The organism is Clostridium cuniculi, assembly GCF_004353185.1.
In the GTDB taxonomy this organism is placed as follows: Bacteria; Bacillota; Clostridia; order Clostridiales; family Clostridiaceae; genus Clostridium; species Clostridium cuniculi.
Map to the genome: position 1 here is coordinate 68,545 of NZ_SMUS01000006.1, position 15,174 is coordinate 83,718.

The window sequence follows — 15,174 nt, forward strand, 5'->3', positions numbered from 1 at the left end:
CAATTAAGGTGTGAAAGAATTAGGGTTTAGTATGAATAAATTTTTGTGGGGGCAAGGTTATTCATTAAAAAAAGGGATGGGGAAATATGCTTATTAAAAGAATATTAGATTTTATTATATCATTGGTAGCACTAATTATTTTGTCACCGTTGATGTTAATTATTTATGTCTTAGTAAGGATAAATCTTGGATCACCAGCATTTTTTGTTCAAGAAAGAGTTGGTAAGGATAATAAGGTTTTTAAGATGCTTAAGTTTAGAACTATGAAGGATTCTAGAGATAAGAATGGTAATTTGCTTAGTGATAATGAAAGAGTCACTAGGTTCGGAAGCTTATTAAGAAGTTTCAGTTTAGATGAATTACCAGAACTTATAAATGTCATAAAGGGAGATATGAGTTTAGTAGGGCCAAGGGCTTTATTAGTTGAATATCTTCAATATTATAATTCAGAACAAATTAGAAGGCATGAAGTACTTCCAGGGCTTACTGGATGGGCACAAATCAATGGAAGAAACTCAATTACTTGGAATGAAAAGTTTAAGCTTGATGTTTGGTATGTTGATAATTGGTCTCTTTGGCTAGATGTTAAGATTTTCTTTTTAACTTTTTGGAAGGTTATTAAAAGAGAAGGGATTAATCAAAGTGAAACAGTTACAATGGAATATTTTAATGGCACAAACTAATTAATTAAGGAGTTAAGCAGTTAAGTAATTGGGGAATTAATTATTATAAATAAATAAATAAATTGGGGCAATTGATTTATATAAAATATTAATGGATAACAGGAGGATGAAGTGTTAGAGAAATTGTTTGATTTAGATGAATTAATATATATATTTAAAAGAAGATTTTGGATAATTATAGTTGTTACATTAGCAATGAATTCTTTAGCTAGTTATAAGGTATCAAAATATAAGCCTAGTTATACTGCAAGTATGCAAATATTTATGGGTGATAGTGATAATATGTTTAAAGTATATTCAGAAGATCAAATGCAAGCTTTCTCGGAGTTTTTTACATTATTTAGTGAAGTATCTAAACTAGAGGGGTTTTTTGATGATACATTAAAGAAAAATAAGATAAATAAAACTTCAAGTGAAGTTGCATATTCAATAAATTTTTCATACTCTAGCACTATTCCTTTAGTTACCATTACTTATTCAAGTTGGACAGATAAACAAATGGAAGAAACTTTAGAAGTTGTAAGTAAAGAGGTAATGGATAAAATTAGTGAGATAATTCCAGAAAGTAATCCTACTATAATAAAAGAAGTAGAAGTATCAACTATATATCCAGATACAAAGAAGTTACCAACTATAGCTTTTATAGGTGGAATATTTTTATCAATAGGAATAATTTTAGTATTAGATTTATTAGATAACAAAATAAAGTCTAAAAAGGAATTAGAAAAGGTAATACCTGTATCTGTATTAGGATGTATACCAGTAGTAGAAAAAGAATTTAAAAAGGAGAGTAAGGATGTTCGTAACGAAAAAAATGCCCAGGTCACTGTCAGCGGAGGCGTATAGGAGTTTAAGAACTAGTATAAAACTTTATTCTGTAGATAATCCATTAAAAACTTTGGTGGTAACGAGCTCAATAAGTAGTGAGGGAAAATCTACTGTGGCAGGAAATTTAGCTTATATTTTAAATCAAGATGGAGCAAAAGTATTATTAATAGATTGTAATTTAAGAAATCCTTCTATGCACTTAAATTTTTTTATGCCAAATGACAATGGATTAACTGATATATTATCAGGAAGCTGTAAATTAGAAAAAGCTATGAAAAAGGTTGAAGATTCACTTTTTTTAATAACAGCAGGCTCTGTTACTAATAATCCTTCCGAAATAGTTGGTTCTCATTCTATGCAAGAGTTATTAGATGAATTATCTACTAATTTTGACTATATAATTATGGATACTTCAGCAGTACTTCCATCAACAGATACATTACTTTTATCAGCAAAGGCAGATGGAACTATTATTGTTGTAAGAGCTAGGAAGAGTAAGTCAAAGGTAGTTAAGCAATGTTATGAACAGCTTATAGAAGTTAAAGCTAATGTTATAGGTACTATTTTAAATGAAAGTAATAAGTTTTTAGATAATAAATATTATGACCAAGGAAAAAGCAAAAAAGTAAAGATTTTTAATAAATAATAGATTTGGGGATTAATAATGAAAAATATAGTAATAGTAGGTGCAGGTGGAGTAGGAAGAGAAACATCATTAATAATACAACAAATAAATGAATTAAAATCAACATGGAATTTAATTGGATTTATTGATGATGATGTAAATAGTTGGGGCAATGTTATTAATGGGTATCCAGTCATTGGTGGAATGGATTCTTTAGAAAAATTATCACTAGATACTTATGTTGTTGTAGCAATAGCAAATTATAAAGTGAAAAAGAGAATAGTAAATAAAATAAATAATAGATTTAAATTTGCAACTATAGTTCATCCTAGAGTATGGCTTCATGATTATATGACGTTAGGAGAAGGAACAATAATTTATGAAGGAGCAATTCTTACTACAAATATAAAAGTAGGAAATCATGTTATTATAAGTCCTAAATGTGGAATTGGACATGATTCTATTATTAAGGATTACGTTTCTTTATTATGGAACGTCAATATTTCCGGAAATGACATTATTGAAGAGGGAGTAATGATGGGATCAGCTTCAACAGTCATTCAAGGGAAGAAAATAGGAAAGGGTTCAACAGTAGGTGCAGGAGCTGTAGTTATAGATAATATTGATTCATATAGTACGGTAGTTGGAGTTCCAGCAAAGGTTATAAAGGTTGATTATGAAAGAAGGGAAAGAGAATATGAAGAAGGTCTTATATGTAACAACTGTTAGTAGAACAATAAATGCATTTTTAATACCACATATTAATATGCTTTTAGATAATGGATATGAAGTTCATTGTGCTTGTTCTATAGATAAGCCAGTAGATAAGGAGTTACAAAGAAGAGGTGTTAAGATATTTGAAGTTCCTTTTTCAAGAAATCCATTAGGTATTGGAAATATAAATGCTTTTATAAAGTTAGAAGAGCTTCAAAGAATTAATGATTATGATATTGTTCATGTTCATACTCCAATAGCAGCTATATACGGAAGATTACTTAAGTTAAGTTTTCCAAATTTAAGAACTATATATACGGCACATGGTTATCATTTCTTAAAAGGTGGATCTAAATTAGGGTGGTTCTTATATTATCCAATTGAAAAGATTATGGCTAAATTTACTGATGTAATTATTAATATAAATAGTGAAGATTATGAAATAACTAAGGAGAAACTTAAACCTAAAAAGTGTTATCTACTTAATGGAGTTGGACTTGAGTTAAGTAAATATAAAAAGTTAAGTGATACAGAAATTATAGAAAAAAAGAAAGAACTGGGGATTAAGGATAAGGATTTTGTAGTTTTAATGATTGCAGAACTTAATAAAAATAAAAATCATATCCAATTAATTAATGCTATGGAGATATTAACTAAACAGTATCCTAATATAAAGGTTATTTGTATTGGTGATGGTAATTTGAGAGAAGAGTTAGAGCATCAAATAACTTTAAAAAATTTAGAAAATAATATATTTATGTTAGGTTATAGACAAGATGTAAATGAGTTAATAAATATATCTGATATTGGAATATTAATGTCTTATAGAGAGGGGTTACCTAGAAATATAATGGAGTTTATGGCTTGCGGTAGGAAGGTAATTGCTACTGATATTAGGGGATGTAGAGATCTTGTTTGTAATGAAACTGTGGGAACTTTAGTTAATGTCAATGATTATGAATCAACAGCAAAAGCTATAGAAAAGTACTATCTTTTAAAGGATAAGAATTTTGAAGTTTCTGAGGAAATTAAGAAATATGATATTGAGAGTATAAACAGTGAACTTTTAAAGGTTTATGATGGGATCCAATTAGATATTAATTATGAGAAGGGACTTTCTTCTTATGTTAGTAATAGAAGTTGATTTATAACTAAGATAGAATATTAAAAATTTAAGTATACAAGGAATAGAAAGTTTTAAAGAGAAGGAGACTAAAACCTATTATGGATAAGGTATTGCATGTATTACCAATGAATAAAATCAGTGGTGCTGAAAGAATGGCATTATTATTATGTAAAAATTTAAAAAATTATGAACCAATAGTAGTTTGTGGCGGAGAAGAGCTTGCTAATACTTTTAATGAAAATAAAATAAAAACTTATAATATTAAATTCTCATCTAAAAAATTATTAAGCAATGCAAATAGTTTAAGTAAGATTATAAAAGATGAAAATATAAAAATTGTACATGCACATGATAATACGGCTTCTTTAGTCTCATATCTTGCAAAGAAAATCTTCGGATTAAATGTAAAAGTAGTATCACATATTCATAATTGTTATCCTTTTTTAAAAGGTAATGGTGTTAATAAAAAGATAGATAAATATTTAAGAAATAAGTATGACTATAACATTACTTGTGGAAAAACCGTAACTGATTTTTATAAAGAAAATACTGATTATTTTAATGCAGATAGAGCTTTAACACTATCTAATGCAATGGATATAAAGTATATAACTAATATTGATAAAAGAGAAGTTAATGAGATTATAAAAAGGTATAACATAGATGTTAATAAAAAGATATTAGGTTTTATAGGAAGATTAGATGAACAAAAGGGAATTATCCCTTTTATAAAAGAGTTATCAAAGTATAAGAAAGAGTTTAATGATTCTATAATTCTCTTAGTTGGAAATGGATCTCAAGAAGAAGAAATTAAAAGTTTAATTAAAGAATTAAACTTAGAAGATTTATTTATATTAACTGGATTTCAAGAGAAGGTTAATGTATTTTATCCAATTATTGATGTTTTCTTTTTACCATCATTATATGAGGGTTTACCAATGGTTTTATTGGAAGCTATGGCATTTAAGAAAGCTGTTATTAGTATGAATGTAGGAAGTATAAGTGAAGTAATAATTAATAATGAAACTGGGCTTTTAATTGAGCAAGGAAACTATGAGAAGTTTGTTAATGAATTAATAAGATTAAAAAATGATGAAATATTAAAAAATAATCTATGTTTAAAAGGGTTTGAGTATATAAATAAAAATTACAATATTAAAAATTATGAAAATAAGATAAGAGAGTTATATGGACAATTAATTTAACTTGGAGAGTTGGTTTTATGAGAGTTTTTTTATCACTTCTATTATTAGAAGCATTTATTAATGTAGTTTTTGAAGGACAGATAAATAGAGAGATATTTGCATTAATTTATATATTAATAAATTCACTTGCAATAATGGGGTGGTTTTATATAAAAGCTAAGAATAAAACTATTTTTATGATTCTTATGTTTGGCTTTTTAATTAGATTAGCTGCATTATGGTATGACCAATCAATAGGATTACTTCCATTTAATACAGGAGATGCATATAAATTTCATGAGTTAGCAGTTGAGACTGCAAATGCTCTTCCAGATGTAATGTTAGAACATTTCACTGGATTTTATTCGCAAGTTTTAGGAGTAGTGTATTATTTTTTTGGGCCATATAGATTTTTTGGACAATATTTAAATGTAGTTTTTGTAGTACTTGCAGCTACAAAGCTTATTGATATAGCAAATCTTTTAAAATTAAAAGATAAAAATACAGAATTAATGGTTGCTTTGTGGTTATTTATGCCTATTCCTTTCTTAATGGGATATGCATTAATTAGAGAAGGAAGTATGTATTATCTAATTATGTTAGGGGTTTATCATTTCCTTAAGTGGTTTGAAAAATATAATCCTATTTATATTTTATTAACAATACTACCTATATATATGGCATCACTTTATCATGAAGGAGCACTATATATATTACCACCAATGATATATGCATTTATATTTTATGATAGAAAAAAAGAAAGAATTAAATTTAATGCTATAAATATTATTTGTATAGTAGTGGCGGTAGTTGGAGCAATATTTATAGTAACTGCAAATCAAGAGGAATTTTTAGGGAAAACTAATGCTGAAACAGGAGGAGGATCAAGTTATCTTACAGCATTAGAAATAAATAATCCTATGCAATTCATTATGTTTGCACCTATAAAGGGGTTTTATTTATTATATTCTCCTATGCCTTGGTTAATAAGAGGTGGACTTGATATACCAACTTTCTTATTTGATACATGTTTATGGGGATATGCTACTTATAAAATATTAAGAAATTTTAGAAAAATTGACACTAAATATAAGATGTTATTTTTAGCTATTTTTGTGGCTGGAATGATTTATGGAATGGGAACTCATAATACCGGAACGGCAATGCGGCATAGAAATAAATTTATGTCATTAATGTTAATATCTTATATTGGTACAAAAGATAAATATATAGATGGTAAAGAGGAAGAGGAAAAAGAGGGAGAACTGGTATGGTAAATGTCTGTTTCTTAAGTGGGGATATGTCTAGAACTGGAGGTACAGAACGAGTACTTTCAATAATAGCAAATGAACTTTCTAAAAAAGATGATAAATTTAATATTCATATATTAAGTATAACCAATGAAAGTAATAGTAGTTATTTTACTTTAAATAAAAATATTAAAACTGAAAGAATATTGAAAAGTAAAGATGTGAATTTTAAGAAACATTATTTTCAAGTTGTTAAGGGAATAAGACAATATATTAAAAAAAATAAGATTGATATTTTAATAGATGTTGAAGTTATAGCAAGTCTTTTCTCAATTCCAGCAGCGTTATTTACTAAAGCTAGATTAATTGCTTGGGAGCACTTTAACTTTTATGAGGATAATGGGTCAAGCCTAAGAGTTTTTTCAAGAAGGTTAATATCTAGATTTTCAGATTGTATTATAACTCTTACAGAACAGGACAAAATGAATTATCTTAATAATTTAAATATTAAAGGGAAGATAGATTTTATATACAATCCTATGGAAAATGGGGATAGTACAAGTTGTGATATAAAAGCTAAGCAATTAATAAGTGTTGGAAGATTAACATATCAAAAGGGATTTGATATGTTATGTGAAGTAGCTAAAGATGTATTAAAAGATAATCCAGAGTGGAAGTGGATTATATTAGGAGATGGAGAGGATAAAGAAAAGCTTGAAAGTAAGATAAAAGAGTATAACTTACAAGGAAAGCTTATCTTAAAGGGTAAAGTATCAAACGTTGAAGATTATTATAAAAATAGTAGTTTATATGTTATGACATCTAGGTTTGAAGGATTGCCAATGACCTTACTTGAAGCTAAAAGTTATAAATTACCTATTGTTAGTTTTAATTGTTTAACTGGTCCATCTGAGATAGTTAGAAATAATATTAATGGATTTTTAATAGAAACTGGTAACGTTGCAGCTATGGTAAATAAGATTGACATATTATTATCTGATATAAATAAGCGAGAAGATTTTAGTAATAAGTCAAACTTAGATATAGAAAAATTCAAGTTAAAACCAATAGTTGATAAGTGGGAAAATATATTAATAAACCTATAAATTTTATTAGGAGAATTAAAATGAGAATAGCAATATATAGTAATACTTTAGATAATGGGGGTATAAGTAAGTTTGTTTATAACTTACAAAATGCTTTTAGTAAAAGTAATATTAGAAGTCATATAGTTACATTTAGTGCAGATACCATATATGGAGATGATATAACATTACTTCAGTGTAATAATCACTTAGAAAGAATTAAAAAACTAAGTAATTTTATAAAAAAAGAAAATATAGAAGCTATAATTGCCAATACATGGTTTGAGGGATTTATAGCTAAATGTGCTACAGTCAGAAGTGGCAGAAAGGTTAAAGTTATTTCTGTTGTTCATATTAGACCTAATTTATGGGGATTTAAAGAAAATGATTTAATAAGAAAAAACTTCGCCAAAATATCTTTAGGTGTCTGTAGTAAAGTGGTGGCTGTATCTAATGAATTAAAAGATGCCATGGTATTAGAAAAGTGGGTTAAAGAAAATAAAATTACTACAATATATAATCCAGTAATATTTGATGAAGTTAGCAAAAGTGAAATTAAGTTTAAAGATATAGAAAATAAAGACGTAATTAATATTGCTGTAATTGGATGGATACAGCCAAGAAAAGCTCAAGATATAATATCAAAAGCTTTTAGTGGAATAAATGATAGAAAATATATTTTAAATTTTATAGGTGGAATAGAAGATAAAAATTATTATTCTAATGTAATGAAGATAATAGAAGATAATAACTTACAAGATAAGGTTAAGTTCTGGGGACCGAGGAAAGATATATTTGAAATATTAAATGATATGGATATGTTGATATCTGCTAGTAGGGGAGAGGCACTTCCAACAGTAATGATAGAAGCTTTATATTCAGAAGTTCCTATGATATCAAGTGATTGTGATTATGGACCCAAAGAAATATTAGATAATGGAAAGTATGGGTTGATATTTAAAGTAGATGATTATAAAGGGTTAGCTAAATGCTTTAATAGATTAGTAAATGATAATGATCTATATAATGACTTTTTAAATAAGTCAAAAGAAAGAAGTAAGCTTTTTACTTATGATAAATGTATTAATTCATATTTAAGTATATTGAATGAATAAGGAGAGGGTAAAAATAAAACCATTAATAAGTGTAATAGTGCCTGTTTATAATGGTGAAAAATTTATAGAGCAGTGCATTAATTCAATTACTAATCAAACATTAAAAGATATAGAAATATTAATAGTAAATGATGGATCAAAAGATAATACGAGAAATATTATAGAAAGTATTGCTAAGAAAGATTCTAGAGTTAAGGTATTAAATCAAAAAAATTCTGGAGTTTCAGCAGCTAGAAATAATGGAATTAGTAAATCTTTAGGGAAATATATAGCTTTTGTAGATGCAGATGATTACATTGATAAAACTATGTATGAAAAAATGTATAAAAAGGCAGAAGAATTTAATAGTGATGTAGTTATATGTAATGTTAATGATGTATTAAATGGTGATAAAAAAGTTAGTTTAAATTTAAATGAAGGTATTATAGACATTAAAAGCTTAACTGAAAAAGAGTTTTTAAGTAATGAATACTTTAATTTAGGAACTGCAGTATGGCATAAAATATTCAAAAGTAAATTAATAAAAGAAAACAAAATTAAATTTATAAATTATAGTGAAGTAGCTAGTGAAGATACATTATTTAATTATGAAGCAATGTTAAAAGCTAAAAGATTATATTGCATAGATGAACCTTTATATGATTATAAAATAAGTGAAAATTCACTAACAAAAAGCAAAATCGCAAAAGAAAACATGGTAAAAAGGTGTATGAACACAGTTAATATTATGAGTGATTTCCTTAGTAAAAATAAAATTCAAGATGAAAACTTTATTGATTATATTACATACTGGGAATTTATAAATGCTTTATCTTATGTTGATGAATTAAAGGTTAAATTATTAGTAAATTCAATTAAGGAATATAGCAAAGCATCAACTTTTAATAAATCAATAAGGAAGGTTGCATTAAGTAGTAAATTAGATAAATATTTTATAAATCATAAAGGTAGTTATAGCATAACTAATAAGATTTTTGATAAGATTTTTTCTTTATTGTGTTTATGTAAATTATATTATTTTGCTGGAACATTTCATTTATTAAGACTTAAAAGAGCCAATAAGATACAAGTTAATGCTATTAATCTTAATGGAGGTGAAGTATTTGAGTAATGTTACTATAAGTATATTAATGCCTGTATACAATAGTCAGGAGTATTTAAAAAATACAGTACAAGGTGTTATAAATCAAAGCTATAAAGACTGGGAACTTATATTAGTTGATGATGGTTCTAAAGATAACAGTAAAAATATATGTATAGAACTTCAAAAATCAGATAGTCGTATAAGATTTATTAGTAAGGAAAATGCAGGGGTTTCAAGTACTAGGAATACTGCTTTAGATAATGCAAGAGGAAAATATATTGCATTTATTGATAGTGATGACTTAGTTCATAAAGATTATTTAAAAATACTATTAAGTAGTATGGAGAAGTCCAATGGACAGCTTGCAGTTTGTGGCTTTAAAGAAAGAAAAGTTTCAGCTAATGGACAAGTTGAAGAGTTAAGTAGAGTATTTTGTCCTAAAGAAGTAATTGCTATGGAAGATATGAAGGATTTAATAATGGACTTTGGTAATAGTGGATTATTAAATCCTTTATGGAACAAATTATATAGTAGAGAAATAATAGAAAAAAATAATATAAGATTTAAAGAAGAGGTTGAAACAGGGGAAGATTTTATCTTTAACCTACAATATTTTAGAAAAATTAAAAATATATGTTTTTCTAAGGAGGAGCTTTATTACTATATAAGAAGAAATAATAATAGTATAACATACCAATATATTGATAATATGTACGAAAAAGGATTAGAAATTCATAGTTTATTAGAAGAATTTTTAAAAGATATGAATTTTTATAATAGTAAAAATAAATATATTCTTTATGGAAATCATCTTATGGGAGTATTTTCATCTTTCTTAAATTTATTTCATAAAGATTGCAAATTAACTTTAAAGCAAAAGAAGCAGTATATAAAAGCTATTGTAGATAGAGAGTATGTTAATGAATGTGCAGCAAATAGAAAAAGTGATAAAGGACTTATTGGATTAACAGCATTATTAGTTAGAATAAAAAACTCTACAATTATATGTAGTGTATTTAAAGGGATATCTTTAGTGAGGTTGGTGAAATCATAATGGATATAAAAGTTAGCGTTGTAATGCCAGTTTATAATGCAGAGAAATATTTAGCTAAGTCTATAGAAAGTATGCTTGGCCAAACTTTAAAAGAAATAGAACTTATATTAGTTAATGATGGTTCTAAAGATAATAGTTTGAAGATTTGCGAAGAATATAAAAATAAAGATAATAGAGTAACTGTAATTGATAAGAAAAATGAAGGAGCATGTATAGCTAGGAATACTGGAATTGAAAAGGCTAGGGGAAAGTATATACAGTTAGTAGATGCTGATGATTATATTGAAAATAATATGTTAGAAGAACAATATAACTTAGCAGAGAAAACCAATGCTGAAGTTGTTATGTGTGGTATGAAGTTTGATATTCATCAAAAAAATGGACAAGTAGTCACTAGTGAATCTCATTATAAGGATATGGTTTTGAAATCTCAAGATGAGATAAAGCCTATATTTATGGATTTATTTGATAATTTACTTTTTAACTATACTCACAATAAGTTATATAATGCACAGTTTTTAAAGAATAATAATCTTAAATTTATAGATTGGTTGCCTATAGATCAGGATACTAATTTTAATATTGATGTTTTCAAGAAGTTAAATAAATTAACTATAAGCACTAAGGCTTATTATCATTATGTAAAAACTTTTGAGGAAACTATTGTTACTAGATATCATGCTAATAAGTTTAAGGTTAGGACTTTTAGATATGATAGATTAAAGCAATTGCTTATGGATTGGGGTATATATAATGAGGAAAATAGGAAGAAGTTAGCTTCAATGTATATTCATCATGTTATTGAGTGTTTTGAAATATATAATCATGAGAAATGTAATTTGAGTGTAAGTGATAAGAAAAGAGAGATAGGAAAGATATTAGATACAGAGCAGGTTAGGGAATGTATTAAGGTTTTGGATAGAACTAATTCTTTTTATACTAATATGGTTTTTAAGCAGATGAAGGGAAGTAGGATAAATGGGATTTATTCTATTACTAGATTAAAGAGAGTATTAAGATAGGGGTATTTATATGAAGAAAAAGATTCTTTTTCTAATAGAGAGTTTTGCTGGTGGTGGAGTTGAAAAAGTATTTATTGATTTAATCAATAACATGGATATAAGTAAGTATGATATCACAGTTATGAGCATATGGGATTATGGAGTTAGAAAAAAAGATTTAAGAAAAGATGTTAAGTATAAGTCTATTTTTCCTAATATAAAAGGCATAAGTAGGGTGTTTCATAATTTTGTAGAAAAAAGTGATGGAAAATTACTTTATAAATTAGGAATAAGAGAAAAATATGATATTGAGATTGCTTTTATAGAGGGAAGAGCTACTAAGATAATAGGGGCATCAACTAATTCTAATAGTAAAAAAATAGCATGGGTTCATATAGATTTATCACAAGGACATTGGACAAGCATGGTTTTTAACAAAAGTTTAGAGAAAGAAAAGGAGTGTTATAAGAGGTTTAATGACATAATATTTGTTTCTAATTCAGCCAAGGACGGATTTAAAAAATTATTTGGAGATGATTTTGATAATCTTCAAGTTAAATATAATCCAATTATTGCTGGTGATGTTATCAAAAAATCACAAGAAGTAATAGATGATATAGAAAAACCAAAAGATAAGAAATTGTTAGTTACTAGTGGACGCTTAGTATCTCAAAAGGGATATGAGTCTTTACTAGAAGTTTGTAATAGGTTGAATAAGGATAAATTGGATTATGAGTTATGGATTTTAGGTGAGGGATGGGCTAGAGAAAAGCTAAAGGAGTTAACAGATAAATATAAGTTAAATAATGTTAAGCTACTTGGGTTTAAGGAAAATCCATATAAATATATAAAACATGGTGATTTATTCGTTTGTTCTTCTAAAAATGAAGGTTTTTCACTTGTAATAGCAGAAGCAATGATTCTAGGATTACCAGTAATTAGTACAAATTGTTCAGGACCAAATGAATTACTTAATTTTGGTGAGTATGGATTTATGGTTGAAAATAATGAAGATGCTTTATATGAAGGATTAAAGGAAATTTTAAAGGATAAAAAAAAGTTGGAATACTATATTGAAAAATCTAAAGAGAGAGTAAACTTTTTTAATTATAAAGATAGAATAAGCGATATTGAGAGGTTATTTAACAATGACTATGAATTCCAAGATGAGTGTTATAATACCAGTTTATAATGTTGAACTTTGGCTTAGAAAATGTCTAGATAGTTTATTAAATCAAACATATAGTAACATAGAAATTATATTAATAGATGATGGTTCAACTGATAGAAGTGGTGAAATATGTGATGAGTATTCAAGAAAAGATAGTAGAGTAAAAGTAATGCATATAAAAAACAGTGGACAATCAGTAGCAAGAAATAAGGGATTAGATGTATCACAAGGCGATTATGTATTATTTGTTGATAGTGATGATTATTTATGTGATAGTGAAATAATAGAGAAGTTTATAAATACATTAAACAGTAGTAAATGTGATTTTATATATACATCGTATTGTAGATTTAATGATGGAAATGAAGATGAAATAACAGAAATATTACCTATAAATTTAACAAATAGAGATATCAAAAATAAATTAGGTAAAGATATTTTAGCTGACTTAATAAATAAAAATTCATTTCATCATGCACCATATTTAAAAGTATGTAGAAGAGATTTTATTTTAAATAATAACTTATATTTTAGAGAGGGTTATTATCATGAGGATGCAGAATGGAGCTTTAAAGTTTTTTATTATGCTAAAAAAGTAGTTATTTATAATGAACCTTGGTATATGAGACGAATGAGAGAAAATTCTACAATAACATCAAGAGATGAAAAATCTATATGTAAAAAGCTATGTGACAGATTAATAATAGCTAATGAATTAATAAAATTTTTTGAGGAAAGAAATGTTTCGAAGATAATAATAGATGATTTGGTAAGGATGTATTGGGGAGATTTAATGATTACAAGGGATATAAAAGAAAGTACTAATATAAAAAAGTGTACTGAGATTATATCTTCAACAAAAAGTGTATTAGAGAAAGCACAGGTAAAAAAATATTTAATTGGAAGTAAATTAATTAAATATTTTGGAGTTAATAATTTTATTAGTTTATTAAGGGTAGTGAGGATTTAAAATGAAGGTTTGTTTTTATTTAAATACTTATGGATTAGAAAAAAAGGATTTTTCTAATCCTTTACTAGGTAATCCAGGTATAGGTGGAACTGAATTTATGTTTTGGACGATTAGCTTTTATCTAAAGAAGTTATATCCTGAGTTAGATGTTGTAGTATTTGCAGCTAATATAGAGACATTACCTAAGGAGATAATAGGAATCAAATGTAAAGATGAATTAGAAGCTGTTAAGCTATGTAAAGAAATAGATGGAGATATTTTTATATTTAAAGGACCATATCATGATATTAAATTATTTAATTTAATTGATAATTTAAAAGTTAAGTCAATAATGTGGTCTCATAATTATGAAAGTGTTATTGGATTAAAATATGCTTTAAATTGTAATTATTTAAAGAGAAATTTATGTGTTGGAAAAGAACAATATGATAGATTGAGGGATCATAAAATATTTAATAAATCAACATATATATATAATTGTTTAGATTTTTCACCATATAAGGTAAAGAATATTAAAAAGAAAAATGTTGTTACCTTCATGGGTGGATTGAGAGTAACAAAGGGTTTTCATATATTAGCGAAGGTATGGAAAGAAGTTATTAAAGAAGTTCCTGATGCTGAATTGCACGTTATGGGAGGAGCAAAGCTATATAATGAAAATGTAACTACAGGAGGTTATGGTATATCAGATGAAAAATATGAAAAGAGATTTATGCCATATCTTTTAAATGATGATGGAAGTGTAATGAATAGTGTTAAGTTTTTAGGTGTATTGAATGGAGATGAAAAAATTAAGGCTATAAATGAAACAAAGGTTGGAATTGCTAACCCATCAGGATTTGGAGAAACATTTTGCATAAGTGCGATAGAATTTGAAGCAATGAGGGTTCCTGTAGTTAGTTGTAAAAAAAATGGCTTGTTAGATACTATTATAGATAAAAAATCTGGATTGTTAGTAAAAAACGAGAAACAGTTAAAAGATGCCATAGTTAGATTGCTTAAAGATGATAAATTAAATTCTGAAATGGGTATATATGGTGAGAAGTTTGTAAAACAAAAATTTGATGTTTATAAAATATGTGATGATTGGATGAAGTTATTAACTGATGTTTATGAGGATAAGGAACAAAAAGTTGAGTTAATTAACAATAACTTTAAATATAACTTAAAGTGGCTAAGAGAAATTAATAGAAATTTTAGGAAGATAAAAATGTTTTATTGGCTACCACCAATAAGTGAGTATGAAGAGAGAGTAATTCCTAAGTTTAAAAAGTTATAGAGGAG

15 protein-coding genes are annotated in these 15,174 nt (G+C 26.4%); all 15 read left to right on the forward strand.

Features of this window, described 5'->3' with window-relative positions; all coding sequences use genetic code 11:
* Positions 1 to 86: 86 nt before the first annotated feature.
* The 15 genes from EJJ37_RS04095 (at position 87) to EJJ37_RS04165 (ending at position 15,169) form a co-directional block, all read left to right on the forward strand.
* Positions 87 to 683, forward strand: coding sequence for a sugar transferase (locus tag EJJ37_RS04095; RefSeq protein WP_133014322.1), 597 nt, complete (start codon positions 87 to 89; stop codon positions 681 to 683).
* Between the two features lie 111 nt (positions 684 to 794).
* Positions 795 to 1,529, forward strand: a complete 735-nt coding sequence (locus EJJ37_RS04100) for a YveK family protein (protein ID WP_133014323.1) — start codon at positions 795 to 797, stop codon at positions 1,527 to 1,529.
* The gene (locus EJJ37_RS04105; RefSeq protein ID WP_133014324.1) at positions 1,480 to 2,157 is read left to right on the forward strand and encodes a CpsD/CapB family tyrosine-protein kinase; all 678 of its coding nucleotides are present in this window, start codon (positions 1,480 to 1,482) and stop codon (positions 2,155 to 2,157) included. Before EJJ37_RS04100 ends, EJJ37_RS04105 begins: the two co-directional genes overlap by 50 nt.
* Positions 2,158 to 2,175: 18 nt before the next feature.
* Positions 2,176 to 2,865 (forward strand): acetyltransferase, encoded by a 690-nt coding sequence (locus tag EJJ37_RS04110; protein WP_133014325.1) that lies wholly within the window; start codon positions 2,176 to 2,178, stop codon positions 2,863 to 2,865.
* Positions 2,834 to 3,994, forward strand: a complete 1,161-nt coding sequence (locus EJJ37_RS04115) for a glycosyltransferase family 4 protein (RefSeq protein ID WP_133014326.1) — start codon at positions 2,834 to 2,836, stop codon at positions 3,992 to 3,994. Before EJJ37_RS04110 ends, EJJ37_RS04115 begins: the two co-directional genes overlap by 32 nt.
* Positions 3,995 to 4,074: 80 nt before the next feature.
* Positions 4,075 to 5,181 carry a glycosyltransferase gene (locus EJJ37_RS04120; RefSeq protein WP_133014327.1) on the forward strand — a complete coding sequence of 369 codons (1,107 nt, stop codon included), beginning with the start codon at positions 4,075 to 4,077 and terminating at the stop codon, positions 5,179 to 5,181.
* Positions 5,182 to 5,198: 17 nt separating this feature from the next.
* Complete coding sequence (locus EJJ37_RS04125) at positions 5,199 to 6,437, forward strand: hypothetical protein (protein ID WP_133014328.1); 1,239 nt, start codon at positions 5,199 to 5,201, stop codon at positions 6,435 to 6,437.
* Positions 6,431 to 7,516, forward strand: a complete 1,086-nt coding sequence (locus tag EJJ37_RS04130) for a glycosyltransferase family 4 protein (RefSeq protein ID WP_133014329.1) — start codon at positions 6,431 to 6,433, stop codon at positions 7,514 to 7,516. The genes EJJ37_RS04125 and EJJ37_RS04130 overlap by 7 nt, the downstream gene beginning before the upstream one ends.
* Before the next feature lie 20 nt (positions 7,517 to 7,536).
* Positions 7,537 to 8,610: a glycosyltransferase gene (locus EJJ37_RS04135; protein ID WP_133014330.1), complete on the forward strand. Its 1,074-nt coding sequence runs from the start codon at positions 7,537 to 7,539 to the stop codon at positions 8,608 to 8,610.
* The gene (locus tag EJJ37_RS04140) at positions 8,603 to 9,721 is read left to right on the forward strand and encodes a glycosyltransferase (protein WP_133014331.1); all 1,119 of its coding nucleotides are present in this window, start codon (positions 8,603 to 8,605) and stop codon (positions 9,719 to 9,721) included. Before EJJ37_RS04135 ends, EJJ37_RS04140 begins: the two co-directional genes overlap by 8 nt.
* The gene (locus tag EJJ37_RS04145) at positions 9,714 to 10,748 is read left to right on the forward strand and encodes a glycosyltransferase family 2 protein (protein WP_166484654.1); all 1,035 of its coding nucleotides are present in this window, start codon (positions 9,714 to 9,716) and stop codon (positions 10,746 to 10,748) included. Before EJJ37_RS04140 ends, EJJ37_RS04145 begins: the two co-directional genes overlap by 8 nt.
* Positions 10,748 to 11,770, forward strand: a complete 1,023-nt coding sequence (locus EJJ37_RS04150) for a glycosyltransferase family 2 protein (protein WP_133014333.1) — start codon at positions 10,748 to 10,750, stop codon at positions 11,768 to 11,770. Before EJJ37_RS04145 ends, EJJ37_RS04150 begins: the two co-directional genes overlap by 1 nt.
* A 10-nt stretch (positions 11,771 to 11,780) precedes the next feature.
* Positions 11,781 to 12,941: a glycosyltransferase gene (locus EJJ37_RS04155; RefSeq protein WP_133014334.1), complete on the forward strand. Its 1,161-nt coding sequence runs from the start codon at positions 11,781 to 11,783 to the stop codon at positions 12,939 to 12,941.
* Positions 12,898 to 13,890 carry a glycosyltransferase gene (locus EJJ37_RS04160; RefSeq protein ID WP_133014335.1) on the forward strand — a complete coding sequence of 331 codons (993 nt, stop codon included), beginning with the start codon at positions 12,898 to 12,900 and terminating at the stop codon, positions 13,888 to 13,890. The genes EJJ37_RS04155 and EJJ37_RS04160 overlap by 44 nt, the downstream gene beginning before the upstream one ends.
* Before the next feature lies 1 nt (position 13,891).
* Positions 13,892 to 15,169 (forward strand): glycosyltransferase family 4 protein, encoded by a 1,278-nt coding sequence (locus EJJ37_RS04165; RefSeq protein ID WP_133014336.1) that lies wholly within the window; start codon positions 13,892 to 13,894, stop codon positions 15,167 to 15,169.
* Positions 15,170 to 15,174 lie beyond the last annotated feature (5 nt).